The sequence below is a fragment of the Sphingomonas sp. genome, from assembly GCF_035910975.1.
Taxonomy (GTDB): domain Bacteria; phylum Pseudomonadota; class Alphaproteobacteria; order Sphingomonadales; family Sphingomonadaceae; genus Sphingomonas.
In genome coordinates, this window is record NZ_JAMHWM010000026.1 from 206,187 (window position 1) to 232,798 (window position 26,612).

At 69.2% G+C, this 26,612-nt stretch carries 23 protein-coding genes; 9 read left to right on the top strand and 14 right to left on the bottom strand.

The window, feature by feature from the left end; genetic code table 11:
• Positions 1–47: 47 nt before the first annotated feature.
• The 5 genes from VYI76_RS05520 to VYI76_RS05540 all read right to left on the bottom strand — a co-directional run bounded on the left by VYI76_RS05520 (position 48) and on the right by VYI76_RS05540 (position 4,501).
• On the bottom strand, positions 48–926 hold the full coding sequence (locus VYI76_RS05520; protein WP_326523760.1) for a class III extradiol dioxygenase subunit beta: 879 nt from the start codon (positions 924–926) through the stop codon (positions 48–50).
• Positions 926–1,330: a protocatechuate 4,5-dioxygenase subunit alpha gene (gene ligA, locus VYI76_RS05525; protein ID WP_326523897.1), complete on the bottom strand. Its 405-nt coding sequence runs from the start codon at positions 1,328–1,330 to the stop codon at positions 926–928. Before ligA ends, VYI76_RS05520 begins: the two co-directional genes overlap by 1 nt.
• 2 nt (positions 1,331–1,332) lie before the next feature.
• Positions 1,333–2,352 (bottom strand): amidohydrolase family protein, encoded by a 1,020-nt coding sequence (locus VYI76_RS05530; protein WP_326523761.1) that lies wholly within the window; start codon positions 2,350–2,352, stop codon positions 1,333–1,335.
• Complete coding sequence (locus VYI76_RS05535) at positions 2,349–3,212, bottom strand: DUF1932 domain-containing protein (protein WP_443018909.1); 864 nt, start codon at positions 3,210–3,212, stop codon at positions 2,349–2,351. Before VYI76_RS05535 ends, VYI76_RS05530 begins: the two co-directional genes overlap by 4 nt.
• A gap of 80 nt (positions 3,213–3,292) precedes the next feature.
• Positions 3,293–4,501, bottom strand: coding sequence for a LysR family transcriptional regulator (locus VYI76_RS05540; protein WP_326523763.1), 1,209 nt, complete (start codon positions 4,499–4,501; stop codon positions 3,293–3,295).
• A gap of 120 nt (positions 4,502–4,621) precedes the next feature.
• Here VYI76_RS05540 and ligK point away from each other — a divergent pair, with 120 nt between their 5' ends.
• The 3 genes from ligK (at position 4,622) to VYI76_RS05555 (ending at position 7,314) form a co-directional block, all read left to right on the top strand.
• Entirely contained in the window at positions 4,622–5,296 is a 675-nt protein-coding gene (gene ligK, locus VYI76_RS05545; RefSeq protein ID WP_326523764.1) for a 4-carboxy-4-hydroxy-2-oxoadipate aldolase/oxaloacetate decarboxylase, read from the top strand.
• A 99-nt stretch (positions 5,297–5,395) separates the two neighbouring features.
• Positions 5,396–6,430 carry a 4-oxalomesaconate tautomerase gene (locus VYI76_RS05550; protein WP_326523898.1) on the top strand — a complete coding sequence of 345 codons (1,035 nt, stop codon included), beginning with the start codon at positions 5,396–5,398 and terminating at the stop codon, positions 6,428–6,430.
• The gene (locus VYI76_RS05555; protein WP_326523765.1) at positions 6,427–7,314 is read left to right on the top strand and encodes an amidohydrolase family protein; all 888 of its coding nucleotides are present in this window, start codon (positions 6,427–6,429) and stop codon (positions 7,312–7,314) included. Before VYI76_RS05550 ends, VYI76_RS05555 begins: the two co-directional genes overlap by 4 nt.
• Positions 7,315–7,323: 9 nt before the next feature.
• On the opposite strand, the gene VYI76_RS05560 is transcribed toward VYI76_RS05555, so the two are convergent.
• On the bottom strand, positions 7,324–7,737 hold the full coding sequence (locus tag VYI76_RS05560; RefSeq protein ID WP_326523766.1) for an acyl-CoA thioesterase: 414 nt from the start codon (positions 7,735–7,737) through the stop codon (positions 7,324–7,326).
• Positions 7,738–7,788: 51 nt separating this feature from the next.
• Positions 7,789–8,688 (bottom strand): alpha/beta hydrolase family esterase, encoded by a 900-nt coding sequence (locus VYI76_RS05565; RefSeq protein ID WP_326523767.1) that lies wholly within the window; start codon positions 8,686–8,688, stop codon positions 7,789–7,791.
• A gap of 132 nt (positions 8,689–8,820) precedes the next feature.
• Between VYI76_RS05565 and nadB the strand changes: the two genes are divergently transcribed.
• From nadB to VYI76_RS05585, 4 genes are all read left to right on the top strand, one after another.
• The gene (nadB, locus tag VYI76_RS05570; protein ID WP_326523768.1) at positions 8,821–10,407 is read left to right on the top strand and encodes an L-aspartate oxidase; all 1,587 of its coding nucleotides are present in this window, start codon (positions 8,821–8,823) and stop codon (positions 10,405–10,407) included.
• A 117-nt stretch (positions 10,408–10,524) separates the two neighbouring features.
• Positions 10,525–11,637 carry a serine hydrolase gene (locus VYI76_RS05575; protein WP_326523769.1) on the top strand — a complete coding sequence of 371 codons (1,113 nt, stop codon included), beginning with the start codon at positions 10,525–10,527 and terminating at the stop codon, positions 11,635–11,637.
• A gap of 147 nt (positions 11,638–11,784) precedes the next feature.
• On the top strand, positions 11,785–14,559 hold the full coding sequence (gene polA, locus VYI76_RS05580; protein ID WP_326523770.1) for a DNA polymerase I: 2,775 nt from the start codon (positions 11,785–11,787) through the stop codon (positions 14,557–14,559).
• A gap of 88 nt (positions 14,560–14,647) precedes the next feature.
• Positions 14,648–16,192: a lipopolysaccharide biosynthesis protein gene (locus tag VYI76_RS05585; protein ID WP_326523771.1), complete on the top strand. Its 1,545-nt coding sequence runs from the start codon at positions 14,648–14,650 to the stop codon at positions 16,190–16,192.
• 8 nt (positions 16,193–16,200) lie between these two features.
• Here VYI76_RS05585 and purH read toward each other — a convergent pair whose 3' ends face one another.
• The 4 genes from purH to VYI76_RS05605 are packed head-to-tail and all read right to left on the bottom strand — an operon-like array spanning position 16,201 to position 21,510.
• Positions 16,201–17,769 carry a bifunctional phosphoribosylaminoimidazolecarboxamide formyltransferase/IMP cyclohydrolase gene (gene purH, locus VYI76_RS05590; protein ID WP_326523772.1) on the bottom strand — a complete coding sequence of 523 codons (1,569 nt, stop codon included), beginning with the start codon at positions 17,767–17,769 and terminating at the stop codon, positions 16,201–16,203.
• Between the two features lie 19 nt (positions 17,770–17,788).
• Complete coding sequence (locus tag VYI76_RS05595) at positions 17,789–19,543, bottom strand: heparinase II/III family protein (RefSeq protein WP_326523773.1); 1,755 nt, start codon at positions 19,541–19,543, stop codon at positions 17,789–17,791.
• Positions 19,540–20,199 (bottom strand): ribulose-phosphate 3-epimerase, encoded by a 660-nt coding sequence (gene rpe, locus VYI76_RS05600; protein WP_326523774.1) that lies wholly within the window; start codon positions 20,197–20,199, stop codon positions 19,540–19,542. Before rpe ends, VYI76_RS05595 begins: the two co-directional genes overlap by 4 nt.
• A gap of 36 nt (positions 20,200–20,235) precedes the next feature.
• Positions 20,236–21,510 (bottom strand): RsmB/NOP family class I SAM-dependent RNA methyltransferase, encoded by a 1,275-nt coding sequence (locus VYI76_RS05605; protein WP_326523775.1) that lies wholly within the window; start codon positions 21,508–21,510, stop codon positions 20,236–20,238.
• Positions 21,511–21,550: 40 nt separating this feature from the next.
• Here VYI76_RS05605 and VYI76_RS05610 point away from each other — a divergent pair, with 40 nt between their 5' ends.
• On the top strand, positions 21,551–21,709 hold the full coding sequence (locus tag VYI76_RS05610) for a DUF1674 domain-containing protein (RefSeq protein WP_326523776.1): 159 nt from the start codon (positions 21,551–21,553) through the stop codon (positions 21,707–21,709).
• Positions 21,699–23,597: an AsmA family protein gene (locus VYI76_RS05615; protein WP_326523777.1), complete on the top strand. Its 1,899-nt coding sequence runs from the start codon at positions 21,699–21,701 to the stop codon at positions 23,595–23,597. The genes VYI76_RS05610 and VYI76_RS05615 overlap by 11 nt, the downstream gene beginning before the upstream one ends.
• 3 nt (positions 23,598–23,600) lie before the next feature.
• On the opposite strand, the gene VYI76_RS05620 is transcribed toward VYI76_RS05615, so the two are convergent.
• The 3 genes from VYI76_RS05620 to lysA all read right to left on the bottom strand — a co-directional run bounded on the left by VYI76_RS05620 (position 23,601) and on the right by lysA (position 26,610).
• Positions 23,601–24,548: a zinc transporter ZntB gene (locus VYI76_RS05620; RefSeq protein ID WP_326523778.1), complete on the bottom strand. Its 948-nt coding sequence runs from the start codon at positions 24,546–24,548 to the stop codon at positions 23,601–23,603.
• On the bottom strand, positions 24,545–25,291 hold the full coding sequence (locus VYI76_RS05625) for a precorrin-2 dehydrogenase/sirohydrochlorin ferrochelatase family protein (RefSeq protein ID WP_326523779.1): 747 nt from the start codon (positions 25,289–25,291) through the stop codon (positions 24,545–24,547). Before VYI76_RS05625 ends, VYI76_RS05620 begins: the two co-directional genes overlap by 4 nt.
• Positions 25,292–25,353: 62 nt before the next feature.
• A complete protein-coding gene (gene lysA, locus VYI76_RS05630) occupies positions 25,354–26,610 on the bottom strand; it encodes a diaminopimelate decarboxylase (protein WP_326523780.1) in 1,257 nt (418 codons plus the stop codon).
• Positions 26,611–26,612 lie beyond the last annotated feature (2 nt).

Genomic DNA, 26,612 nt, shown 5'->3' on the forward strand with positions numbered 1-26,612 from the left:
TGCCGTTCGATGCCCCTGCCTGCGCAGGAGCGACGGCAGTGCTCAGGTCAGGCGTATCCGCTGCCCGTCATGTCCAGCCCCTCGCCGTTGTCCGGTCGCAGGACGAGGTGGCCGATCGCGGTGTTGCTGCATGGCACATGATAATGACGGTGCAGCGCCGCGGTGCGCCTGCCCAGGCTCCCTCGCATGATCAGCCACATCACCATCTCGATGCCCTCGCTGCCCGTCTCGCGCAGATATTCGATGTGCGGCACGCGGCGCAGACGATCGTTCTCGCCGATCATCCCGTCGAGGAAATCATTGTCCCATTCGGCATTGATGAGGCCGGCGCGCGGGCCCTGCAGCTGGTGGCTCATCCCGCCGGTGCCCCACACCTGGACGTTCAGATCCTCCGGGAAACTCGCCACCGCCCGCGCGATCGCTTCGCCCAGCGCCCAGCATCGGTTGCCCGACGGCGGCGGGTAGGTGACGACGTTCACCGCCAGCGGAATGACCTTGCAGGGCCATTCGGTGACATCGCCGAACATCATGCTGAGCGGCACGGTCAGTCCGTGATCGACGTCCATCTCGTTGATGATCGTCATGTCGAATTCGTCGAGGATCAGGCTCTGCGCGATATGCCACGCCAGATCGGGGTGCCCGTGGACGTCGGGCACCTTGCGCGGCCCCCAGCCTTCGTCGGCCGGGGCGTAGCGCTCGCCGCAGCCGATCGCGAAGGTCGGGATGATCTTCATGTCGAAAGCGGAGGCGTGGTCGTTGTAGACCAGGATGACGACGTCGGGCTTCTCCGCCTTCTCCCACGCGCGCGTCCACTCATAGCCGGCGAAGATCGGGCCGAAATATTCGTCGCCGTCCTTGTTCTGGTCGTGCGCGACGCCCAGCAGCGGCACATGGCTCGACGCGACGCCTGCGGTGATCCGGGCCATCAGCGCTGTTCCTTCTTCGAACGGACGCCGTCGGGAGACCGGCCGCCGGCGTTCATCATCTCGCGATATTCAGGGAAGCTCATGTCGGTCATCGTGCTGACCGCCTCGGCAAAGGAGATGCCGTCGGTCGAGAACAGCTTCGACAGGAAATAGACGTTGCCGCCCAGATCGAGCAGCGCGTTGTAATCGCGCGCCAGCAGCGCCGCCTTCTGCGCGTCGTTCAGCGGCCATTCGTCAAGATAGCCACGCTCGTCGGCCTTGAAGCGTTCGCGGTTCCCGGCCTTCATCAGGCTCATCGCGAACTGGTTCAGATGATAGCCCTGTCGCGCCCGCGCCGCGGTGAACACCCGGGTGCCGGGAATGTCCTCGAACTCTGCGAGATAGGCGTGGATGTCGGTCGGCATCGTCACAGGCCACGTTCCTTCAATCTGGCATCCAGCCGCGGGAAGACACGCCGCGCGTTCCCCTCGAAGATCGCGGCACGCTCCGCATCGCTGATCGCCAGCGCGTCGACATAGCGTTTGGTGTCGTCGAAATACTGGCCCGTCGTCGGATCGATTCCGCGCACCGCGCCAACCATTTCCGATCCGAACAGGATGTTCTTGTTGTCGATCACGTCAGCCAGCAGGTCGATGCCCGGCTGGTGATAGACGCAGGTATCGAAGAAGATGTTGTTCATCAGGTGGTTGTCGAGCGCCGGCTTCTTCAGCATGTCGGCAAGCCCGCGATAGCGGCCCCAGTGATAGGGCACCGCGCCGCCGCCGTGCGGAATGATGAAGCGCAACGTCGGGAAGTCGGCGAACAGGTCGCCTTCCAGCAACTGCATGAAGGCGATTGTGTCGGCGGCGATATAATAGCCGCCGGTCGCGTGCATCGCGGGATTGCAGCTGCCCGACACGTGGATCATCGCCGGCACGTCCAGCTCGACCATCTTCTCGTAAAAGGGATACCAGTAACGGTCGGTCAGCGGCGGGTGGGTGAAGTGCCCGCCGCCGGGATCGGGGTTCAGGTTGCAGCCGATGAACCCCAGTTCGGTGACGCAGCGTTCCAGCTCGGCGACGCTGGCTGCCATGTCGGCCTTCGGGCTCTGCGGCAGCATGCAGACGCCGACGAAGGTTTCGGGGAACAGGCCGACGACGCGGGCGATCAGGTCGTTGCAGCGCCGCGCCCACTCGATCGCTACCCCTTCGTCGCCGACGTGCGGCGCCATCGCGGACGCACGGGGAGAAAAGATCGTCAGGTCGGCGCCGCGTTCCCTGATGAGGCGCAGCTGGTTGGCCTCGATCGTCTCGCGGATCTCGTCGTCGCCGATCTCGGGATAGGGCGGCGCGGCCTCGCCCGCCTTGAACGCCGCCTTCTGCGCCTCGCGCCAGGCGTCGTGCGCCCTGGGCAGCACGGTATAATGGCCGTGGCAGTCGATAATCACGCGGCGCTACCCTTCTTCATGGCGTCCATCCTATCGCTGTCGATCGCGGCGAGCTTCGCCGAAAGTCCGTCCGGCGGCGCGATGCCAAGCGCCCCCAGTTCGCGCTGGCGCGCGATCGTGCCCCGCGTCATCGCGGGATCGACGTCCAGGTCGCTCAGCGTCTTCGCCACTTCCTCCATCTCGGCGGCGCGGCGAACGCCATGCGCGAGCATCCGGTCGAGGTTGTAGTCGATACGCTCGGCCCAGCCTTGCGGCTTCCAGCTTGCGTCGAGCGAGGCGAGCACCGCCTCGGCGACACCCGCGTGGTGCGCCGCCAGCGCGCATTCGGCGCTCAGCGCCTCGATCCCCTTGACCATCACCGACCGGATCATCTTGATCGACGAAGCGTCGCCGACGGTCGGACCGGCGATCGCGACATTGGCGAAGCCATGGTCGGCCAGGGCCGTCGCGGCGTCCCGGGCGTGGGGCCCGGCCAGCAGCAGCGGCGTATCGAGCCGCGCGGGCAGCACCGGCGACATCACCGCGACATCGACATACCGCCCGCCCGCGCCCTCGATCGCCTCGGCGGCGGCGCGCTTGGTGCCCGGCGCGACGCTGTTCATGTCGAGCCACAGCGCGCCGGGCGCGAGGACGGCGGCACAGCCGCGCGCGGCGGGCAGCGCCTGGTCTGCGGTGACGAGCGAGAAGATGACGGCTGCGCCGGCCAGCGCCCCCGCCGCGTCGGCCGTTCCGGTCACGCCGGCGGCGGCATAGTCCGCCTGCTTCGCGGCATGGCTCATCGCGTCATAGGCCATGCATCCGGCGCGGGCGAAAGCGATACCGGCCTCGCCGAACCCGATGAATGCCGTATGCGCCATCAGCGCCGGGGAATGACGAATACCGACATGCGGCTTTCCTAAACGTGCGACATGCGATGTTCCCAATCACATTGCCGGCGGGGCTATCCGATTTCCTGATGTCTGGTTTCAGATGCTGCGCGATGGAGCAGCTCGATCAGCCGCGCCTGCGCGCGCGTCGGACGCCAGCCGGCCCGCGTGCTGATCCCGATCGTGCGGACCGGGTCGGGCAATTCTGGGCCGATCTGCACCAGCATCCCGCTGTCGACCTCCAGCGCCACCTGATCGGGGGACAACAAGGTCAACAGGTCGCTCTGCGCAAGCAACCCGCGGATCACCATCACCGAACCGCATTCGATCGGGACGGCGGGCGACGGCAGGCCGGCGAACAACGCCTCCCAATGCGATTGCAGCGGCGTGCCACGCGGACCGACCACCCATTGCCGTGCGGCGAGTTCGGCGAGCGACGGGGTGCGCCCGGCCAGCGGATGCCCGGCCCTGGCAAAGATCGCCAGCCGGTCGCGAAACAGCGATGTCTGCTCGATGCCCGGCGGCACGTCGTCACGCAGTGCCCCCACCATGATGTCGACCACCCCGTCCAGCAGCGGATCGACCAGCTCGCGCCAGGACCCTTCGATCACGTCGACCACGGCACACGGCACGCCATCCAGGAACAGGGCCAGCGCGCGGGGTAGCAGCAGGGCGCGGCTGAGCGGCATCGCACCCACCGCTATCCGGCTCGCGGCGCCCCTGTCGTCCAGCGCCTCGCCGATCCCGGCGGCGATCTCGCCACGGGCCAGCCGGATGCCGCGCGCCAGCGCGCGTCCCGCTGGCGTCAGCATCATGCCGCGTCCGCGTCGTTCGGCGAGCGGCGTGGCGCAAATCTGCTCCAGCTCGCGCACCGCGCGGTGGATCGCCGGCTGGGACAGGCCGCTCGCGTGCGCCGCGCCGGCGAAGCCCTGGGCATCGGCGAAGTGCAGGAACGCCTCGATCTGCGTCGATGTCATCAGCCGGTCCGGCCGGGCGAAGCCGCGCGAACCTGGCCGACCGCCGCGTCGTACGGCGGTGGCGAGGTAGGCGAGAGCGCGGGTCGCGCGATCGGCCATCACGATACCGGCCGCGGTGGGCGTCACGCCGCCGGAATGGCGTTCGAACAGCGGCAGGCCCAGTTGCCGCTCGACCTTCGCCAGCCCCTGCGTCAGCGCGGGTTGCGACAGGCCGACCTCGTCCGCCGCTCGGCTGAAACTGCCGGATGCGACGACCGCGCCTATCGCGCGCAGGTGACGCAGGTTGAGGGCGAAAGGGTTCAACATGGCGGTGTCATATATCCGAAATTCTTATGGCCTGCGAACACTTCGCGCTGGGAACATCGCGCAACCGGTGTTTAGAGATTGCGCGACACGGACGCCGACATTCACCGGAAGGAAAAAGGAATGACGAACGTTGTGGTGCAGAACATCGAGCGCGCGGATGCGGGCGTTATCGACGGGCTGGCTTCGGCCGGGGTGGCGACGGTGCATGAGGCACAGGGGCGGACCGGCCTGCTCGCGCATTACATGCGACCGATCTACGCGGGTGCGCGGATCGCCGGCAGTGCGGTGACGATCTCCGCCGCACCGGGCGACAACTGGATGGTGCACGTCGCGATCGAGCAGTTGAAGGACGGCGACATATTGGTGCTCGCGCCGACATCCCCGTGCGTCGATGGCTATTTCGGCGACCTGCTGGCGACGAGCGCGATAGCGCGGGGATGCCGCGGACTGGTGATCGACGCAGGGGTACGCGACGTGCGCGACCTGACGCAGATGGGCTTTCCGGTGTGGTCGAAGGCGGTGTTCGCGCAAGGAACGGTCAAGAACACGCTGGGATCTGTCAACGTGCCGATCGTGTGCGCGGGCGCGGGCGTGGAGGCGGGCGACGTGATCGTGGCCGACGACGACGGGGTTTGCGTGGTGAGGCGCGCCGAGGCAGCCGTCGTGCTGGAGAAAGCGCGGGCGCGCGAGGCGGCGGAGGAGGGCAAGCGTCAGCGGCTGGCGGCGGGCGAACTGGGCCTCGACATCTATGACATGCGGCCCCGGCTTGAGGCGATGGGACTGAAATATGTGTGAGGGCGGGACGGACCGTCGATGTCCTGCCATCACCCTTCCGGCGCCGCGCGCCTTCCTCCCTCTGCCGGCGGGAGGGGGACAGTGAACGCCGTCCGCTGCATGTGGATGCGGGGCGGATCGTCGAAGGGCGGCTATTTCCTGAAGGACGACCTGCCCGCCGACACCGCGGCGCGCGACGCCTTCCTGCTGCGCGTGATGGGATCGCCCGATCCGCGCCAGATCGACGGCATGGGCGGCGCCGATCCGCTGACCAGCAAGGTCGCGGTGGTGAGCCGGTCGACGCGCGAGGGCGTCGACGTCGACTATCTGTTCCTCCAGGTGTTCGTCGATCAGGCGATCGTGACGGACGCGCAGAATTGCGGGAACATCCTGGCCGGCGTCGGCCCGTTCGCGATCGAGCGCGGGCTGGTCGCGGCGCGGGACGGCGAGACGCGGGTCGCGATCTTCATGGAGAATACCGGGCAGGTGGCGGTCGCGACGGTGCGGACGCCGCGCGGCGACGTGACCTACACCGGCGATGCGGCGATCAGCGGCGTGCCGGGGACGGCCGCACCGATCCCGCTGACGTTCCGTGATACCGCCGGTTCGTCTTGTGGTGCGCTACTGCCGACCGGCCGGGGCGTCGATACCATCGACGGCGTCGCCGTGACGATGATCGATAACGGCATGCCCTGCGTGGTGATCGCCGCCGCCGACGTCGGCATCACCGGCTATGAGGATCGCGATACGCTCGACGCCGATGCTGCGATGAAGGCGAAGGTCGAGGCGATCCGGCTGCAGGCCGGGCCGCTAATGAACCTGGGTGACGTGCGTGAAAAATCGGTGCCAAAGATGATGCTGGTCGCCACCCCGCGCGACGGCGGCGCGATCGCGGTGCGATCGCTGATCCCGCACCGCGTCCACGCCTCGATCGGGGTACTCGGCGCGGTCAGCGTGGCGACCGCCTGCCTGATCCCCGGATCGCCCGCCGCAAAGGTCGCGACGGTGCCCGAGGGGCGTCAGTTGACGCTGGGCGTCGAGCATCCGACCGGCGTCACCGAATGCGTGGTAACGCTCGACCAGGACGGTCAGCCGGTCGAAGCCGGCATGCTGCGCACCGCGCGCAAATTGATGGACGGGGAGGTGTTCGCATGAAGGACGCAAGCGGGCGCATCCGCAGCTGGACGCTGGAGCCGTCGAAGCCGCGCTACACTCCGCCGCCCGGCGCGGTGGACGCGCATTGCCACGTCTTTGGCCCGATGGCGGATTTTCCGTTCAGCCCCAAGGCGAAATATCTGCCTCAGGATGCCGGGCCCGACGCGCTGTTCGCGCTGCGCGAGCGGCTGGGCTTCGCGCGTAACGTGATCGTCCAGGCGAGCTGCCACGGGACGGACAATCGCGCGACGCTGAACGGCATCGCGGTGTCGAACGGCACCTGTCGCGGCGTCGCTGTGGTCGATCCGGCGATTTCCGATGCCGAACTCGACGCGCTGCATGCGGGTGGCATCCGCGGCGTGCGGTTCAATTTCCTCAAACGGCTGGTCGACGACGCACCGAAGGATCGGTTCCTCGACGTCGCGCGGCGGATCGAGCGGCTGGGCTGGCACGTGGTGGTCTATTTCGAGGCCGACATCCTCGACGAGATGCGCCCGTTCCTGGCCGCGATTCCGGTGCCCGTCGTGATCGACCATATGGGTCGCCCCGACGTCTCGCAGGGGCCGGACGGGGCCGACATGCGCGCGTTCCGCAGCCTGCTCGACAGCCGCGACGATATCTGGACGAAGGTGACCTGCCCCGACCGGCTCGACCCCGCCGGGCCGCCCTATGCCGATTTCGTCCGCGCGGTGCGGCCGCTGGTAGAGGATTATCCCGATCGCGTGCTGTGGGGCACCGACTGGCCGCATCCGAACATGGAAACCGTGCTGCCCGATGACGGCGCGCTGGTCGATGTCATCCCGGAGATCGCGCCGAGCGCGGAACTGCAACGCAAGCTGCTGGTCGACAATCCGATGCGCCTCTACTGGCCCGAGGAGGCCTGAGGCGGCGGGTCAGCGCGCCGCTGCCTCGGCGGGGAAGAAGCGGTCGATCACGTCGCGCGCCAGCCGCGCGGGGCGCAACGTCTCGGCATCGACGCAGCACCAGCTCGACCGCACCTCGGCCAGCACCTCTTCGCCCCGGCGGATCACCGTTTCGTAGAACGCACGGGCCCCCTGCACCTTTTCGAGCAGGACGGTGGCGATCACCTCATCCCCCAGGAAGGTCGGGCGGCGATAGGTGATCTCATGCTTCAAGGCGACCCACAGGTGCCGCGCGACCGCATCGCCGGGCGCGAGCGAGCGCCAGTGGTCGATCACCGCATCCTGCACCCATTTGAGGTAGCTGGCGTTGTTGACGTGCCCCATGAAATCGATGTCCGCGGGATCGACGCCGATCGGGTAGAGATGGGGCACAGGCTTGTTCACATCGGTGTCAGTAGCACGGCCAGGCGACTACGGCCAGCCGTGACGCGGCGCTCACCGCGTGCGGCGATGGCGTGAGAGAAACGCCCACAGCGCGTCATTGTCCACCACCCAGCTATGCCCGCCGCCGACCGTGATGCGCCCCGACACGTCGGCGCCGCCGCGACAGCCGGTATAGAGTTCCTCGTACACGCCCGGCGCGAGCCAGCGCGTCGTCGGTGCCGTGGCGCAGCCGTTGAGCTGCGCCCAGCGCTGTTCGGCGGCGTGCATCGTATATCGCCAATAGCCGGCACCGCCGCCCTGGATCGGGTTGGTTTTGTCCCTGTCGCCGGCGAAGGCGATGATCGGCATCGGCCGCGTCGGGCGGCAGGTGGCAGGATCGGGTCGCGACGGATCTTCCTTCGCCGGATTTCCCGCACGCAGGCCGACGACCGGTGCGATCGCGGCGAAGCGATCGGCGGCAACGCAGCCCAGCCATGACGTCATCCGTCCGCCGCCCGACAACCCCGTCGCATAGACGCGGGTACGATCGACACAGCCCTGCCTCACGAACCAGTCGATCGCGCGTGACAGATAGGCGACGTCGTCGGCATCGTCCGGCCCCGGCACCGTGCCGGCGATCGTCGGCACGCCGGGGATGTTCCAGACGAAGCCCTGCCCGTGCGCGATGCCGCCATCGGGCGCCGCGACGATGAAGCCGTGCGCGTCGGCCGCCTCGGCCAGCTTCGCGTCGCGCAGCATCGCCGCCCCGTTCGATCCGCTGCCGTGGAGGAGGAAGACGAGCGGCGCAGGGCTGGCGGGGTCGAAACCCCGGGGCAGATGTACCGTCATCGCCCGGCCGGTAGCGCCGATCTCCACCCGCTGGGTCGCGCCGGCAATACCGATCGCGCAGGTCGCGGCCTGGGCGGGCGCGGCGATCACGCAGGCGAGGACGAGGGCAAGAAATCGGATCACGCGGGAGGCTTTCGACACGAGGAAGTGGCGGCGACCTTTATCCCCCGCGCCCGGCCCCGCAAACCCGCGCTTCGGCGGAAGCAAGCGATACCCCCTGTCCCGCCGCCGCCGACCTGTGCAAAACCTGCGGACATGACCGATCCCCGCAACACCGACGTGCTCATCATCGGCTCCGGCGCGGCCGGGCTGACTGCCGCGCTCAACCTGGCGGACACGCACCGCGTCACCGTGCTGGCCAAGGGCGGCTTCGACGAGGGATCGACCGCCTGGGCGCAGGGCGGGATCGCCGCGGTGCTCGAACCCGGCGACACGTTCGAGAACCATGTCGAGGACACGATGACCGCCGGCGCGGGCCTGAACGACCGCGCGATCGTCGAGTTCGTCGTGGAGGGCGCGCCGGCCGCGATCGCGCGGCTGCAGGCGCTGGGCGTACCGTTTGCGACCGAGGGCGATGCGCTGCACCTGACGCGCGAAGGCGGCCATTCGCATCGCCGCATCGTCCATGTCGCCGACGCGACAGGCTGGGCGGTGCAGGAGGCGCTGCTGAAGGCCGCGCTGGCCCATCCCAACATCACGATGGTGCCCGACATGGTCGCGATCGACCTGGCGACCGGGCGGCACGAGGAACGCTATTCGGGTGCGGGCAACGTCTGGGGCGTTTATGCCTTCAACCGGCGCACCGGGCGGGTCGAGACCTATTGTGCGCGGGCCACCATCCTGGCGACCGGCGGCGCCGGGCGTACCTATCAATTCTCCACCGCGCCGCGCGGCGCGACCGGCGACGGCATCGCGATGGCGTGGCGCGCGGGGTGCCGCGTGTCGAACATGGAATTCATGCAGTTCCACCCGACCTGCCTGTGGAACCTGGAGGTCAAGAACTTCCTCATCACCGAGGCGGTACGGGGCGAAGGCGGCATATTGAAGATCCCCGAGACCGGCGAACGCTTCATGCCGCGATTCGACGACCGCGCCGAACTGGCCCCGCGCGATATCGTGGCGCGGGCGATCGATCACGAGATCAAGCGTCTGGGCCTGGATTACGTCCACCTCGACATCAGTCACCGCGAGCCAGAATTCGTCCGCGCCCACTTTCCCAACATCTATGAAAAGCTGATCGGCCTCGGCATCGACATGACGCAGGCGCCGATCCCGGTCGTGCCCGCGCAGCATTATACCTGCGGCGGCATCGTCGTCGATCGCAAGGGTGCCACCGACCTGCCGGGCCTGTGGGCGGCGGGCGAATGTACCCAGTCGGGCCTGCATGGCGCCAACCGGCTGGCGTCCAATTCCCTCCTCGAATGTTTCGTGTTCGGCGAGAGCGCGGCGCGGGCGATCGCGGCCGCCTGGGACGATCTGCGCCCGCCGCCGGTGATCCGCGCGTGGGACGAGAGCCGCGTCACCGATTCGGACGAGGAAGTCGTCATCAAGCAGAACTGGACCGAAATCCGGCGGTTCATGTGGAACTACGTCGGCATCGTCCGCACCACCAAGCGGCTCGAACGCGCCCAGCACCGCATCCAGATGCTGAACGACGAGGTCGCCGACTATTACGGCCATTTCCGGGTGACGCCCGACCTGATCGAAATGCGCAACCTGCTCCAGGCCGCAGACCTGATCGTGCGATCCGCGCTGCACCGCCGGGAATCGCGCGGGCTCCACTATACGCTCGACTACCCCGAAACCGCGGCCGGGGCGGTGGATACCGTCCTCGTTCCATGACAGTTCACATTTCGACGCTATGATGAGTCGTTCCGTCGCAATATGTTAGCATCGACGGTTGCCGCGACACCGTGACCGGCGGCACACAGGATGACGGGCAGGGGTAGTTTTGATCGCGTGAGTTTTCTGGGCAGCTTTTCACCACTCGAACGGGCGATCACGCTCGGTGGCCTCGCGCCGATCGCGCTGATCGGCGCGGGCGTCCACGGCTCACCCGTGCCCAGCGGCCTGCCCGCACCGACCTACCAGAGCTTTCTGCCCGTGCCGGCGGCGTTGCCGAGGGCGAAGGCGCCGGCGACCCTGACCGCGGGCATCGACGCTCTGCGCAACGCCTTCGACGGGCTGGCCGGCATCTCCGTCCGCAGCGTCGATGACGGCTGGACGGTCGACAGCGCCGACGCCGACCGCCGCCTGCCCCAGCAGAGCGTGTCGAAGCTGTGGGTCGCGATGACCGTGCTCGACCAGATCGATTCGGGACGGCTGACGCTCGACACACCGGTGACGATCCGCCGCGAGGATCTGACGCTGTTCCACCAGCCGATCGCCGCGCTGGTGACCAAGGAGGGCGTCTACACCACCACGGTGCGCGAACTGCTGACGCGCGCGATGACGCAGAGCGACAACACCGCGAACGACAGCCTGGCGCGCACCGCGGGCGGGCCGGCGGCGGTACGCAGCTTCCTGGCACGCAAGGGGCTGAGCGAGATCCGATTCGGCCCCGGCGAGCGGTTGCTCCAGGCGGGTACCGCGGGCCTGACGTGGCGACAGGACATGGCGATGGGCCGCGCGTTCGAGGCCGCGCGCGCGAAGCTGCCGCCGAACGTGCGCCGTACCGCGTACCAGAGCTATATCGCCGATCCGCCCGACGGTGCGGCGCCGTCGGCGATTACCGCGGCGCTGGCCCGGCTGAAACGCGGGCAGGTGCTGTCGCCGCAATCGACCGCCTATCTGCTGGGCATCATGGAAAGCTCGAAGACCGGCAAGTTCCGCCTGCGCGGCGCGGTGCCGCCGGGCTGGAGCTTCGGGCACAAGACCGGGACCGGCCAGAACCTGCTGAGCCGCACGGCCGGATACAATGATGTCGGCCTGCTGACCGCGCCGGACGGCCGCAGCTATGCCATCGCGGTGATGATCGGTGACACCGCGAAGACAGTGCAGGCTCGGCAGGAACTGATGCAGGCGGTGGTCGCCAATATCGTCGCGACCCACAAGGCGACGGGGTTCGAGTGACGGGCGGCTTCGGATTGCGGGAGCAATCCGAAGCCTCGCCACGTCGGCCAGCGGGCGCGCACCGCGAGCTCGTCTGACGACGTGGCGCCATCGCGGCAACCCACAACTGCCCTTTGAGCCCGGCGCGCCCGCTGCTATCCCCCCGCGATGCCCCACCTCTACCTCGTCGATGGCTCCAGCTTCATCTTCCGCGCCTATCATGTGATGCCCAAGCTCACGAACCGGCACGGCGAGCCGGTGGGGGCGGTGCACGGCTATACGACGATGCTGTGGAAGCTGGCCGACGCGCTGCACAAGGCGGACGGGCCGACGCACCTGGCGGTGATCCTCGACAAGTCCGAGCATACGTTCCGCAACGACCTGTACGACCAGTACAAGGCGCACCGCCCGCCGGCACCCGAGGATCTGGTGCCGCAGTTCCCGATGATCCGCGACGCGACGCGCGCCTTTTCGCTGCCCTGCATCGAGGAACTGGGGTGGGAAGCCGACGACCTGATCGCATCCTATGCCAAGGCGGCGCTGGCGCAAGGGTGGCAGGTGACGATCGTCAGTTCCGACAAGGACCTGATGCAGTTGCTGACCGAACCCGGCATCGACATGCTCGACACGATGAAGGACAAGCGTTTCGGCCCCGAGGACGTGGTCGAGAAGTTCGGCGTCGGCCCGGACAAGCTGGGCGAGGTGCTGGCGCTGATGGGCGACAGCGTCGACAACGTTCCCGGTGTGCCGGGGGTGGGGCCCAAGACCGCCGCCAAGCTGGTGCTGGAACATGGCGACGTCGAGGGCGTGCTGGCCGCGGCGCCGACGATGAAGACCGGCAAGCTGCGCGAAAACCTGATCGAGCATGCCGACATGGCGCGGCTGAGCCGCAGGCTGGTCGAGCTGGCGTGCGACGTGCCGCTGCCCGATCCGCTCGACGCGCTGGTGCTCGACGGCATCCCCGACGCACCGCTGCGCGCGTTCCTGGAGCATCATGGCTTCAAGTCGTTGCTTACCAAGCTCGGCACCGCCGCAAGCGCGGGGGATACGGCGAGCGCGACGCCGGACGTGCCGCACATGCCCGAGCCGGAGCCCGATCCCCCGTGCGATCATGACGGGTACGAGACGGTGGTCGGCGCCGACCGGCTCGATCACTGGGTCCAGATCGCCCGGCACCAGGGCTTCGTAGCGATCGATACCGAGACGACCGCAAAGGACCCGATGCTCGCCGAACTGGTCGGCGTGAGCCTCGCGCTCCACCCCAATCTCGCCTGCTACGTGCCGCTCGGCCATGGCGGGACCGACATGTTCGCCGAGAAGCCCGTGCAGATCGATCGCGCCGTCGCGCTGGCCAAGCTCAAGCCGCTGTTCGAAGACCCGGCGGTGCTCAAGATCGGGCACAACCTGAAGTACGACCTGATCGTGCTGCGGCGGCTGGGGATCGATGTCGCGCCCTATGACGATACGATCGTGATGAGCTTCGATCTCGACGCCGGACTGCACGGGCATGGCATGGATGAGCTCGCCGCGACCCACCTGTCGCACAGCTGCATCGCCTACAAGGACGTCGTCGGCACCGGCAAGAAACAGCTCGGTTTCCACGAGATCGATCTGAAGACCGCGACCCGCTACGCCGCCGAGGATGCCGATGTGACGCTCCGCCTCTGGCGCCGGTTCAAGCCGCGCCTCGCGTTCGAGGGCGGGACGCGGGTGTACGAGATGGTCGATCGCCCGCTGCCCGCCGTGATCGCCGGCATGGAGATGGCGGGGGTGAAGGTCGATGCCGGCATCCTTTCGCGCCTGTCCGCCGATTTTTCCGCGCAGATCGCCGCGCTGGAGGAGCAGATTCACGCTATCGCCGGGTTCAAGTTCACCATCGGCAGCCCCAAGCAGCTGGGCGACGTGTTGTTCGACAAGATGGGGATCAAGGGCGGGCGCAAGGGCAAGTCGGGCGTCTATTCGACCGATGTGAACGAGCTGGAGCGGATCGCCGCCGACAAGACATCACCGGGCCGCGATATGGTGGTGAAGGTGCTCGACTGGCGCCAGCTGTCGAAGCTGAAGTCGACCTATACCGATGCGCTGCAGGCGCAGATCCATCCCCAGACGGGGCGCGTCCACACCAGCTATTCGCTGACGGGCGCACAGACGGGGCGGCTGTCCTCGACCGATCCGAACCTGCAGAACATCCCGATCCGCACCGAAACCGGCCGTCAGATCCGCGACGCCTTCGTGGCCGAACCGGGCAACGTCATTCTTTCTGCGGACTATTCACAGATCGAGCTGCGGCTGGCCGCCCACATCGCCGACGTGCCGCAGTTGCGCGAGGCTTTCGAGCGCGGCGCCGACATCCACAACATGACCGCGCAAGAGCTGTTCGGCGAGGTCAATCGCGACACGCGCGGCCGCGCCAAGACGATCAACTTCGCGATCCTCTACGGCATCAGCCGCTGGGGCCTGGCCGGCCGGCTCGACGTCAGCGCAGACGACGCGCAGGGCATGATCGACCGCTATTTCGAGCGGTTTCCGGGCATCAGCCGCTACATCGCCGACACTCTGGGCGAGGTGAAGGAGCGCGGCTACACGACGACCTTGTTCGGCCGGAAGACGCATTTCTCGCGGATAAATTCGAAGATCCAGCACGAACGGCAGGGCGCGGAGCGTGCCGCGATCAACGCACCGATCCAGGGGACGTCGGCCGACATCATCAAGCGCGCGATGACGCGGATGGGGCCCGCGCTGGCCGCGGCGGGGCTGGGCAACGTGCGGATGCTGCTCCAGGTCCATGACGAACTGGTGTTCGAGCTGCCCGAAGGCGACGTCGAGGCGGCGAGCGCGGTGATCCGCGACGTCATGGCCAAGGCGGCGGAGCCGGCGGTGAGGCTGACCGTGCCACTGGGTGTCGAGATCGGAACCGGCGCGAGCTGGGGCGCGGCGCATTGATCGCAATCGCCGGTCAAACTTCCGTTCGCCCTGAGCCTGTCGAAGGGCCGTGCTTCGTGCCGCGAGTCATCAGCGGGCGTATCGGAGTATGGCCCTTCGACAGGCTCAGGGCGAACGGTGGGCGATCGAGCCGCCGGTGACTCAGCCCCAGCAGGACATCGCCGCTCTGGCCAAGGGCGGGCGCACCAACATCCTCGGCTTCGTGCTGCGGCTACTGGCGCGCCTGCCGTTCCTGTTCATCGCCGGGCGACTCTACGGCCCGGATATCGTCGGGCGTTTCGCGCTCGCGGTCGTCGTGCTCGAATTCGCCGCGCTGGTTTGCACGCTGGGGCTGAAGCGCGGGCTGGCGCAGGCGCTGACCACCACCGACCGACCGCATGCGCATGTCGTGTGGGACGCGATGGCGGTCGCCTTCGTCGCCTCGATCGCGGCGAGCGCGATCCTGTTCGCCTTTCCGCAGGCGATGTACCCCAACAGCGAGCTGTACGGGGCGGAACGCTTCCTGGTGCTGGCGGTGATAGCGGTCGCCTGGTCCGACATCAGCCTCGCCGCGCTCGCCTATCGCCTCAACGTCAAGGCGACCGTCACCGCGCGCGCGGTGGTCGAGCCATGGACGATCTCGATCGCGGCCTGGGCACTCTATTACGTCTCCGCACGCGACGGGCTGATCCTCGCCTATGTCGCGTCGATGGTGGCCGCGCTCGCCGCATCGCTGATCCCGTTCATCAAAAGCTACGGCCTGCCGCGCGGCTGGAAACCGGAGCTGCGCCCGCTGTTCGCGCTCGCCCGCCGCAACGCGCCGCTGGCCGGCGCCGACACGATCGAATGGGCCACGCGCAACGTCGATCGCTTCATCCTGGGGCTGATGTTCGCGCCCGCCGTCGTCGGCATCTATTACATGGCGCAACAGGTCGCCTCGCTGCCGCAGAAGCTGAAGACCAGCTTCGATCCCGTACTCGCGCCCGTCATCACGCAGAGCCTGAAGGACAATGATCGCGCCGCCGTCGCGCGCCAGATCCGGCAGGTCGGCTTCTGGATCATCGCCGCGCAGGGCGCGCTGGCGCTGGCCGGATCGATTCCGGGCGAGGCGGTGATGGGCGTTGTCGGGCCGCAGTTCGTCGCCGGTACCGCCGCGCTCGCCTTCCTGCTGATCGCCGAAGTGCTGGCATCGCCCGGCGCGGTCAGCGAGACCGGGCTCGTCTATGTCGCGCGGCACCGTAATCTGATGATCTCGATTGGCGTGCTGGTGTTCCAGGTCGCGCTCAGCTTCGCGCTGATCCTGGCGATGCGCGCGGTGAACTGGCCGATCGCCTATCAGGCGGCAGGCGTCGCGGTGGCGTTGATGGTCGCGCTCGCGTGCGGATCGCTGGTCAAGGCGTGGTTCCTGTCGCGCCTGCTCGGCGCGAGCGTCAATCCGTTGCGCTGGCCGCTCGTGTGGGCCGCGCTCGCCGCGATCGTCGTCGGCTGGGGCTTCACCCGCCTGCCGCATGAATATGAATGGGTCGAACTGGTGATCGGCGTGCCGGTGATCGTCGCGGTCTATGGCTTCGTGCTGTGGAAATGGGCCTTTCACAACGAAGACCGCGCATTGTTCCGCAAGATGCCGAAGGCGGAGGCGACCGCCTCCGCCTGACCGCATGGTCAGTGGCGAAAATGCCGCATGCCGGTGAAGACCATCGCCAGCCCGGCCGCGTCCGCCGCGGCGATCACCTCGTCGTCGCGGATCGAGCCGCCCGGCTGGATCACCGCCGTCGCCCCCGCCTCCACCGCCGCCAGCAGCCCGTCGGCGAAGGGGAAGAAGGCGTCGGAGGCGACCGCCGATCCGGTCGTGCGGGGCTCCGCCCAGCCCGCCTTCTCCGCCGCGTCCTTCGCCTTCCATGCCGCGATGCGCGCCGATTCGAGGCGATTCATCTGCCCGGCGCCGATCCCCGCGGTCGCGCCGTCCTTTGCATAGACGATGGCATTGGACTTGACGTGCTTGGCCACCGTCCAGGCGAAGCGGCAGTCGGCGAGTTCCTGCGCGGTGGGCGCGCGCTGCGTCACCACCTTCAACTCGCCCAGCCGGCCATTGTCGCGGCTCTGGAGCAGCATGCCGCCGGCTACCGACTTCAGCATCATGCCGCCGCGCGCCGGGTCGGGCAGGTCGCCGGTCAGGATCAGGCGCAGGTTCTTCTTCCGCGCGAACACCGCCTTCGCCGCATCGTCTGCGGCAGGCGCGGCGACGACTTCGGTGAAGATGCCGCTGATCGCCTCCGCCGTCGCGCCGTCGAGGGGGCGGTTAACCGCGATGATGCCGCCGAACGCCGACACGCTGTCGCACGCCAGCGCCTTTTCATACGCCTCGACCAGCGTCTCGCCGGTTGCGACGCCGCACGGGTTGGCGTGCTTGACGATGACGACGGTCGGTGGCCCGTCGCGGAATTCGGACACCAGTTCCAGCGCGGCATCGGCATCGGCGAGATTGTTGTAGCTGAGCTCCTTGCCCTGCACCTGCTCGTGATCGGCGAGCGAGCCCGACGGCGCGAAGGCCGGCAGGTAGAGCGCGGCCGACTGGTGAGGATTCTCGCCATAGCGCAGCGCCTGACCGAGCCTGAGCGGCACGCTGAGCGACGGCGGGAACATCTGACCCTGATCGGCGAAGGCGAACCATGACGCGATCATCGCGTCATATTCGGCGGTCGCGGCATAGGCTTTTGCCGCGAGCAGGCGCCGGGTGGCGAGATCGGTCACGCCTTCTGCGACCAGCGGATAATCGGCCGGATCGGTGACGATCGCGACGCTCGCATGGTTCTTCGCCGCCGAGCGGACCATGCTGGGGCCGCCGATGTCTATGTTTTCGATGATCTCGTCGCGGTTCGCGCCCTTGGCGACCGTCGCGGCGAAGGGATAGAGGTTGACGACGACGAGGTCGATCATGCCGATCGCATGCGCGTCCGCCGCCGCCATGTGCTCGGGGCTGTCGCGCCGCGCGAGCAGGCCACCGTGGACGACCGGATGCAGCGTCTTGACCCGCCCGTCCATCATCTCCGGGAAACCGGTCAGGTCGGAGATGTCGCGCACCTCCAGCCCCGCGTCGCGCAGCGCCTTCGCGGTGCCGCCGGTCGATACCAGCTCGACACCCTTCGCCGCCAGCGCCCGCGCCAGCTCGACGATGCCCGTCTTGTCCGAAACCGACAGCAGAGCGCGGCCGATCGTCACCTGATCCGTCATGGGTGTTTCCTCAAACCTTCTATCGTGCGCGGTGGAACCACCAGCTTACACTCGTTCCGCCGGGTGCCGCCTCGCCCTGGATCACCAATTGCTCGGTCGGATGGGGGCGGCCGTCGCCGTCGATCCACAGGCTTTCCTCGACGCTGACGCCCGCACCCTTGCAGCGGAACTGCCACAGGATGTTGCCGGGCAGGCGCAGGACGGCGGCCTGACCGTCGGCCGTGGGGGACACCTCGACCTGGGGGGCGAGGTGGAAGCGGATCGCGAAGGCCGGAGGCGCCTTGCGCGGGCGGCCCTTGCCGGCGGGGATCAGCGAATCCTCGCCGCGTACGTCGCGGCCGTCGCTGCCCACCGCGATCGTGCGCCGGTGGGTCAGCCCGAGGCGGCGGACATAGCCGTCATGGCTCGCCTCGATCCGGCTGACGGCGTCGCTCTCGCCGCGCGCCAGTTCGACCGCGGTCACGCCCTTGCCCAGCGTGCCGTCGGCGTGGATCGCGGTGGAATTGGAATCGCCCAGCACCAGAGTCGAATGCGCGGCGGTGGTTCGCAGCCCCTGAGCGAGTGCCGGCGGCAGCTGGGCATTGGCCATGCGTCCACCACCGCAATTGACGACGATCCGGTTCGGCCCGTCGGACAGTTCGAACGCCAATGTCGAGGCGCAGCCGCCATCGACCGCGCGCGCCACCGGCGGCGGGGCGGCATCCATCACCAGCAAGGTGCCCTGGTTGGCGACGCGCTGATATCCCCAGCCGCGCGCCTGGCGCAGCGGACGGGTGCGCACGCCGCTGGCCGCCGCCACCGCGTCGATCGTGTCGCCAGACAGCGGCGCGCCGCCCTGCCAGCTGCCCAGACCGCGATCGCCGTGGCAGACGGCGAGCAGCGGCGGCACCAGTTGGACGATCGCCGCCTCTATCGCGGCGGGCATCTCCAGCCGGCGCGCGGCATAGGTCGCCCGCAAAGCGACCAGCATCATCAGGGCGTCGAGCTGGCCCACCGGAGAGCGTCCGACGATACCACCGTCGGAAGTGATCGAGTGCCCCAGCGCGCGGAGCAGCCCGGCCTCGCCGAATGCCCTGCGGATATCGCCGCCGGGAATCATCAGCCCCGCCGCGACGACGCCCGACCACGCCGCGATCCGCGCCGGCCCCGGCGGCGCCTTGTCGGCGGTCCGCTCCAGATGCCGCGCGCCGCGCGCGAGCGTATGGAGCAGCTTCGAGCGATAGACGAGGTCGGTCGATGACAGGATCAGCGGGGCATGCGCCACCCAGGCGAGGATGCGCCGCCCCCACAGATCGGGCCGCCACGCCGGATCGGACACGCGGTCGCCGTGCGCGGCGAGCCAGCGGCGGGTGATATCCTCGGCGATCGGGGCTCCCTGCGCGCGCGGCGCGACAGTCGACAGGTCGCGCAGCCAGGCGAAGCCGTGGAGATGTTCGGCAAAGGCGTGCGAGACCGCCGGTTTCGCCATGTCGAGCGTCGCCGCCGGATGCCGCTCGCCGCGCAGCGTCAACGTGCCGTCGAGCAGCGCGCGGCCGCGCGCGGCGTCGCCCGCGAAGGGATCGTCGGCGACGGTGATGAGCTTCAGCGGATGGCGCCCGCGCAGCTTCAGGCCGTGGAGCGGGGTGCGCCACGCCAGTCGCTGGAACCGTTCCGAAATCTTCTCCGCCAGCGACAGCCCCTTGTCGCCGCCGACCCGGACGAGCCGCTTGCCCTCGTCGATCCCGTCGGCGCCATCGGTCGCGGTATCGCCATCGAACGGCGGCTCGTCGGTCATAATCCCTTCAGGGCGCGGATGTTGTCGGCATAGGCGGCCGGACCGCCCTTGAACGTCGCGGTGCCGGCGACCAGCACGTCGGCGCCGGCATCGACGCACAGCCGCGCGGTGCGCACATCGACGCCGCCATCGACCTCCAGGTCGATCGCCCGGCCGGTGGCGTCGATCATCTTGCGGATCGCGGCGACCTTGCGGAGCTGGCTGTCGATGAAGCTCTGCCCGCCGAAGCCGGGATTGACGCTCATCACCAGCACCAGATCGACCATGTCGATCAGGTAATCGAGCATCTTGGCCGGGGTGGCGGGGTTCAGCACCACGCCGGCGCGCTTGCCCAGCGCCTTGATCCGCTGGACGGTGCGGTGGATGTGCGGCCCGGCCTCCGGGTGGACGGTGATGATGTCCGCCCCGGCCTCTGCAAAGGCATCGAGGAACGGGTCGATCGGCGCGATCATCAGGTGGACGTCGAACGGCTTGGTCGTGTGCGGGCGCAGTGCCTTCACCACCGCCGGCCCGATCGTGATGTTGGGCACGAAATGGCCGTCCATCACATCGACATGGATCCAGTCGGCGCCCGCGGCGTCGATCGCCCGGATTTCCTCGCCCAGTCGAGCGAAATCGGCGGAAAGGATCGACGGCGCGATACGGACGGGCTGCATGGCCGGGCCTTACGCACGCTGACGCGGAGGGGCAAGTCAGCCCGTGCGCATCATCCGCGCGACGAAGAAGCCGTCCAGCGCCCCCGTGTCCGCCAGCATCGACGGCAGGGTGCGAATCCAGCCGTGCTGACAGGTCGGAACGCCGTCTGGCAGTTCGTCGGCCAGCACCGGATCGATCGCATAATCCTTTCGCGCGGCGATGAAGGCGGCAAGCTGTTCCTCGCCCTCGGCAGGTTCCAGCGAGCAGGTGGCATAGACCAGCAGCCCGCCGGGCCGCACCCAATCGGCCGCCCGCGCCAGGATGGCGGCCTGCACCTCCGCCATTTCGGCGACGATGCGCGGCGTCGCGCGGTAGAGCACGTCGGGATGCCGGCGGAAGATGCCGGTGGCGCTGCACGGCGCGTCGATCAGGACGGCGTCGAACGGGGCGTCAGGCGCCCATTTGAGCGCATCGGCGACGACGATGTGAGCCGACAGGCCGGTTCGCTCCAGATTTTCCGAAAGTCGCGCCAGACGACTTTGCGCGATGTCCAGCGCGGTCACGTCCCAGCCGGCGGCGGCGAGCTGCATCGTCTTGCCGCCGGGCGCGGCGCACAGATCGAGCACCCGCCCGCGCCCGCCCCCGATCAGCCGCGCGGGCAGCGAGGCGGCGAGGTCCTGTACCCACCAGCCGCCCTCGCCATAGCCTTCCGCATCGCGCACGCCGGTGCCGGCGGGCAGGCGGACGTGGCGCGGCATCAACGACATGCCATCCGGATGCGCGACACCGTCGGCCCTGAGGCTGAGGTCGAGCGGCGGCGGTGCGGCGATTGCCTGCGCGGCGGCGGACACCATGGCGTCACCCCATCTGGCGCGCCACCGCTCGGCGATCGCGGCGGGCAGCGTCGGCACCTCGGGCAGCGCGGCGCCGTGCCGCATCAGCGTGCCGAACACGCCGTGGACCAGCTTGCGCGGGCCGCCGTCGACCAGCGGCAGTACGGTCGAGATCGCCGCATGCGGCGGCGTGCCCAGCCCCAGCGCCTGGCCGATCGCGATGCGCAACGCGGTGCGCGCCTTGGCGTCATCGGGCAGCGGCAGCTTCGTCGCCGAATCGATCAGCGCGTCGAGATCGGGCAGGCGGCGCAGCACCTCGGCCGCGATGGCATGCGCCAGCGCGCGATCGCTGGGGTTGTCGAGCCCGTGTGTCGCATTGTGCAGCGCCGATTCCAGCGCCTGTCCGCGCCTGAGCACCGCGTCGAGCAGGCGCAGCGCGGCGCGGCGGGCGGGCACGCCGGGGGGATCGTCGCGCGAGGGGTTGTACGGGCGGGTCATCGCGCCGATGTGGCGGAGGCACGTTCGAAGGACAAGCGTCATGGGCAAGCGACCCGCCAACCTGATCCCGCCCGATCTGCCTCCCAACCCGCCGATTCCCGAACCCGCGCCGGTGGAACGCCCCGAACGCGACCCGCTGGGCCGCGATCCGGTGCGCTATGGAGACTGGGAGCGGAAAGGGATCGCGGTTGATTTCTGATCGCGGCGAGGGAACCAAGCGCGCGCCCGCACGTCCGGGCGCGATGGCGTTCGCCGCACGACCCTGGGTGAAATGGACGCTCGGCGCGCTGGGGCTGCTTCTGGTGCTCGTGCTGGTCGCCGTCGCCGCCTTTCCGGTCGGGATGTTCCGCGAAAGCGCCGAACGCGAGCTTAGCGAGAGGTTCGGCCGCCCGGTGACGATCGGTGCGCTGGAACGTACGCCGGCATTGTCGTTCACCCCGACCATCCACGCGCGCGACATCCGCATTCCACAGGCCGGATGGGCCGGGCGGGGCGACCTCGCCCGGATCGCCGACCTGAGCGTCCGCATCCGCGCGCTGCAGTTGCTGACCGGCCGGGTCGATCCGCAGGCGATCACCGCGCAGGGCGTGCGGCTGGACCTCGTCCGCGCCGCCGACGGGCGCGAGAACTGGCGCACCGGGCGCGACGGCGGGTCGCGCGGACCGCTCCGCCTCGACGGGCTGACGGTGCGCGATGCGGCCATCTCCTATCGCGACCTGAAGCAGGACCGGCGCTTCACCGTGGCGGTGACCGCCGACGACAAGGGCGTGGAGGCGCGCGGCACCGGCGTCGTGCGTGGCGCCGCGGTGCGGATCGCCGCCGCCGGCCCCGCGATCACCGACAGCACCGCGCCCTGGCCGTTCGATGCGATGATCGACGGCCCCGCGCTGGCGATATCCGTAAAGGGCACGATGGATGCGCCGCTCGATACCGATCGCATGACGCTGGCGATGACGGCGCGCGCCAGCGACCTCAAGCTGATCGACGCGGTGATCGAGGCGGGGCTGTTCGGCACCCGGCCGGTCCGCCTGTCCGCCGACGTCCGCCGCGACGGGCCGGTGTGGAAGGTGACGGCGCTGAAGGGTAATGTCGGTCAGTCCGATATCGCCGGCCACGTCACCGCAGACAAGTCGAGCGGGCGAACCAGGCTGGACGGCGAGGTGCGTTCGCGCCGGCTCGATTTCGACGACCTCGCCGACGATGCGGGCCGGGCGGCGGCGATCGCGCTCGAGCGACGCGAGGGGTTGAAGCTGGTGCCCAACACCCGCGTCGATATCGGCAAGATCACCTCGACCGACGGGCGCATCGCCTTCCGCGTCGATCGTATCGTCAGCGCACGGCGCCCGTCGTCGCTGACCAGCGCATCCGGCGTGCTGACGCTCGATCGCCAGTTGCTGACGGTCGAGCCGTTGCGGGTCGGCCTCGCCAAGGGCACGATCACCGGCAAGGTGACGGTAGATCAACGCGGCGGGCGGGCCGCGCCTATCGTCACGCTCGCGCTCGACATGACCGATAGCAGCATCGCGGCGCTCGCCGGCGGCGGCGAGGTGAGTGGTCGGGTCGACGGGCGGGTGCGGCTGACCGGCACGGGCGAGACGATCCGCGCCGCAGTAGGGCGCTCTACCGGAACGATCGGCATCGTCGCGCGTGACGGCGCGCTGCCGGCGAAGATCGCCGCGCTGCTCGGCTTCGACGCGGGCCGCGCGCTGACCGCCGACGATACGGATCGCGCGCGGCTGCGCTGCGCGGTCATGCGGCTGGAGGTAGCGAGCGGGCGCGGGCGCTTCGCCCCGCTGATCGTCGATACCAGCGCCAGCCAGACGCGCGGGACCGGCGGCGTCGCCTTCCCGGCGGAGACGATCGCCGCGACGCTGACCGGCGCGCCCAAGCGCGATTCGATCCTGCGCGTGCCGGGCTCCGCCACGGCGGGCGGGACGCTGCGCAACCCCAGCGTCACCGTGCCGCCGGAAGTGAAATCCGCCGGCAACATCCTGAAGGGGATCGGCCGCGCGATCGCTGGAAAGCAGGGGCCGACTGCCGGCGACGCCGATTGCGCCGCGCTCAGCCGCCAGGCGATCGGGCGCTGATCCTCACCGCGTCCAGTGGCGCCAGACGAACCAGCCGGTGATGCCGAACGCGATCGCCGCGCACAGCCCCACGATCGCGTCGAACGCCCAGGGCTCGTGCGCCCAGGGCAGCCCGTCTACGTTCATGCCGTAGAGCCCGGTCAGGAAGGTCAGCGGCAGGAACACCATCGCGGCGATGGCGATCACCAGGCTGCGCTGGTCGATCAGCTCGCCGCGCAGGTCGGTGAGCGTTTCGTGCATCAACCCCGCGCGCTCGCGGATCGCCTCCACCTCCTCCGCCATGCGCGCGGCGCGATCGGCGGCGGACGACAGGTGCATGCGATCGTCATCCTGCAGCCACGGCGCGGGCAACGCGGCGAGCTTTTCCAGCGCGGCGCGCTGCGGGAACAGGAAGCGGCGGTATCCGATCGCCTCGATCCGCACCCGGTTCACGTCGCGGCGCAGCTCGAACGCGCGGTGGGCGTCGAGCTTCTCCTCGCAATCGTCGAGCCGGTCGCCGAGTTCGGCGACGACGGGATCGAGCTCCTCGGTGATCGCGGCGGCAAATTCGGCGATCAGGTCACCGGGATCGACGATCCGGCCCGAGGCGATCGCGGCCCTCACCGTTTCGAGCGCATCGAGCGGGCGGCGCGTGACCGAACAGACGCGGCCCGCGCTGGCGAAGAGGCGCACCGATGCGAGCAGATCGGTGCCCAGTTCCTCGTTCGACAGGCCGCGCAGGTTGACCAGCGCGCCGTCGGCCATCGGCGTGCAGCGGGGGCGCGTCTCGGCGGCGACCAGCCCCTCGACGGCATAGTCAGGCAGCCGCGCCTCACCCGACAGCCAGTCGCGTGCCTCGTCGTTCGACACGCACAGATGCACCCAGACAAGATCGGCGGTGCGCGCGGGCGCGGACTTGAGCGGGATCTCCTCGGCATGGCCGCCGGTCACCGCATAGGCGAAGCCGCTCATCGTCCCTCCAGCCATACATGGTTGCCCGCGGGCAAAGCGGCCGGCGGGGCGCCGGCGATCCGTGAGGCGTCGGCGCGGGCGCGGTCGAGGATCGCGGGCGCGACGTCTCCGCCGTGATAGACATGATCGGCCAGCGCGAGCGCGCGCGCCTGGGCGAGCGTGAGGTCGTCGGGGTCGGACGGCGCGGCGAAGCGGGTCAGCGCGGGCGGCGAGGGCGCGTCGGACGCCAGCCAGCTGTCGATGTCGGACCTCTGTTCCAGCGGATCGAGTGGCCCGCCCTCGGCCAGCGCCGCACCGATCGCGCGGCGCCGGTCGCCGCTGTCGGGCCAGCGGGCACGGATCGCGGCCCGCGCGTTACGCAGACCCGCCACGAGATCGCCAAGCCGCGCGGGAAGCCACCCCTCGATCCGCTGCCTGAGCGCCGCGGCCAGACCGGCCGACGCCCCGCCGGTGCCCACCGCGACGATCACATCGCCGCGTTCGACGATGGCCGGCAGGGTGAAGTCGCACAGGTCCGGCCGGTCGACCGCGTTGACCAGCACGCCGCGCGCCTTGAGCCGCAGGACAGCGGCTTCATCGTCGACGACGATCGCGAGTGCGGCGGGGTCATTCTCGCCGGCTACCACGGCGCCGGCGCGCTCCAGTAGCCGCCGCTTGGCCTCCGCCGCATCGCCTTCACCGATCAGGATGACCGCGCGGCCACGCAGCCGCAGGAAGACGGGCAGGCTGTGGAGGCTCGTCATATCCTACCGTCCGTCATCCCAGCGCAGGGGAAAGGGCAAGGCAGGATCGGCGGGCACCGCGATCACAGCCAGTCGGGCACCCGTTCGGCGCCCATCACCGTCTCGGCGGCGATGCGATCGGCGACGACGGCGTAGCGGTCGCCATCGACCAGCACCTCGGGCACCAGGGCGCGGCTGTTGTAGGTCGACGCCATCGTCGCGCCATAGGCGCCGGCGGTGCGGAACACCGCGAGGTCGCCGCCTTTCACCAAATCGATCTCGCGATTCTTGGCGAAGGTGTCGCCGCTCTCGCACACCGGTCCGGCGATGTTGGCCACCATGCGTTCGCCGGTCGGCTTCACCGCGACGAAATCGTGGAAGGCGTCGTACAGCGCCGGGCGGGCGAGATCGTTCATCGCCGCATCGACGATCACCCAGGGATCGCCGACCCCCGGCTTCACCCAGATCACCTTGGTCAGCAGCACGCCCGCGTTGCCCGCGATGACACGGCCGGGTTCGAACATCAGCGTGACGCCCCAGTCCTTCGTCACCCGCGCGACCATCGCACCGAGTTCGGCCGGCGTCGGGAAAACGTCGTCGGAGCGGTAGGGCACGCCCAGGCCACCGCCGAGATCGACATGAGTGATGGCGTGTCCGTTCGCGCGAAGTTCGGCGACCAGTTCGCCGATGCGCGTATATGCCTTTTCCAGCGGGTCCAGGCTCTGGAGCTGGCTGCCGATGTGGATCGCCACGCCGCGCAGGTTCAGGCCGTCGAGCGGGGCGAGCCGGTCGAAGATCGCCGCCGCATCGCTGATCGCGACGCCGAACTTGTTCTCGGCCTTGCCGGTCGAGATCTTGGCGTGGGTGCCGGCATCGACGTCCGGGTTGACGCGCAGCACCGCCGGCGCGCGCACCCCGCGCTTCGCGGCGAGCGCGGCGAGCACGCTGCCTTCCTCCTCCAGCTCCAGGTTGAACTGGCCGATCCCGGCATCGAGCGCGGCGTCCAGCTCGGCCACCGTCTTGCCGACGCCGGAAAAGACGATGTCCTGCGCCTTCATCCCCGCCGCCAGCGCACGGCGCATCTCGCCGACCGAGACGACGTCGGCGCCATAGCCCATGTTCGCCATCAGCCGCAGTACGGCGAGGTTGGGATTGGCCTTGATCGCATAGGCCAGGTGCACGTCGCCGGCGACCGACAGGCCGTCGCGGAACGCCTTCGCATGGCGTTCGAACGTACGGCGCGAATAGACATAGACGGGCGTCCCCACCTCGGCCGCGATGCGCGCCATCGGAACGTCCTCGGCGAACATCTCGCCGTTCAGAATCGCAAAATCGTCCATCG

Coding starts and splice junctions, on each gene's coding strand:
- purH (WP_326523772.1), bottom strand. CDS start 17,769: ATGACGGATCAGGTGACGATCGGCCGCGCTCTGCTGTCGGTTTCGGAC.
- VYI76_RS05595 (WP_326523773.1), bottom strand. CDS start 19,543: ATGACCGACGAGCCGCCGTTCGATGGCGATACCGCGACCGATGGCGCC.
- VYI76_RS05520 (WP_326523760.1), bottom strand. CDS start 926: ATGGCCCGGATCACCGCAGGCGTCGCGTCGAGCCATGTGCCGCTGCTG.
- VYI76_RS05555 (WP_326523765.1), top strand. CDS start 6,427: ATGAAGGACGCAAGCGGGCGCATCCGCAGCTGGACGCTGGAGCCGTCG.
- nadB (WP_326523768.1), top strand. CDS start 8,821: ATGACCGATCCCCGCAACACCGACGTGCTCATCATCGGCTCCGGCGCG.
- rpe (WP_326523774.1), bottom strand. CDS start 20,199: ATGCAGCCCGTCCGTATCGCGCCGTCGATCCTTTCCGCCGATTTCGCT.
- VYI76_RS05620 (WP_326523778.1), bottom strand. CDS start 24,548: ATGAGCGGCTTCGCCTATGCGGTGACCGGCGGCCATGCCGAGGAGATC.
- ligA (WP_326523897.1), bottom strand. CDS start 1,330: ATGCCGACCGACATCCACGCCTATCTCGCAGAGTTCGAGGACATTCCC.
- VYI76_RS05585 (WP_326523771.1), top strand. CDS start 14,648: ATGGCCCTTCGACAGGCTCAGGGCGAACGGTGGGCGATCGAGCCGCCG.
- polA (WP_326523770.1), top strand. CDS start 11,785: ATGCCCCACCTCTACCTCGTCGATGGCTCCAGCTTCATCTTCCGCGCC.
- VYI76_RS05540 (WP_326523763.1), bottom strand. CDS start 4,501: ATGTTGAACCCTTTCGCCCTCAACCTGCGTCACCTGCGCGCGATAGGC.
- VYI76_RS05610 (WP_326523776.1), top strand. CDS start 21,551: ATGGGCAAGCGACCCGCCAACCTGATCCCGCCCGATCTGCCTCCCAAC.
- VYI76_RS05625 (WP_326523779.1), bottom strand. CDS start 25,291: ATGACGAGCCTCCACAGCCTGCCCGTCTTCCTGCGGCTGCGTGGCCGC.
- VYI76_RS05550 (WP_326523898.1), top strand. CDS start 5,396: ATGTGGATGCGGGGCGGATCGTCGAAGGGCGGCTATTTCCTGAAGGAC.
- ligK (WP_326523764.1), top strand. CDS start 4,622: ATGACGAACGTTGTGGTGCAGAACATCGAGCGCGCGGATGCGGGCGTT.
- VYI76_RS05605 (WP_326523775.1), bottom strand. CDS start 21,510: ATGACCCGCCCGTACAACCCCTCGCGCGACGATCCCCCCGGCGTGCCC.
- lysA (WP_326523780.1), bottom strand. CDS start 26,610: ATGGACGATTTTGCGATTCTGAACGGCGAGATGTTCGCCGAGGACGTT.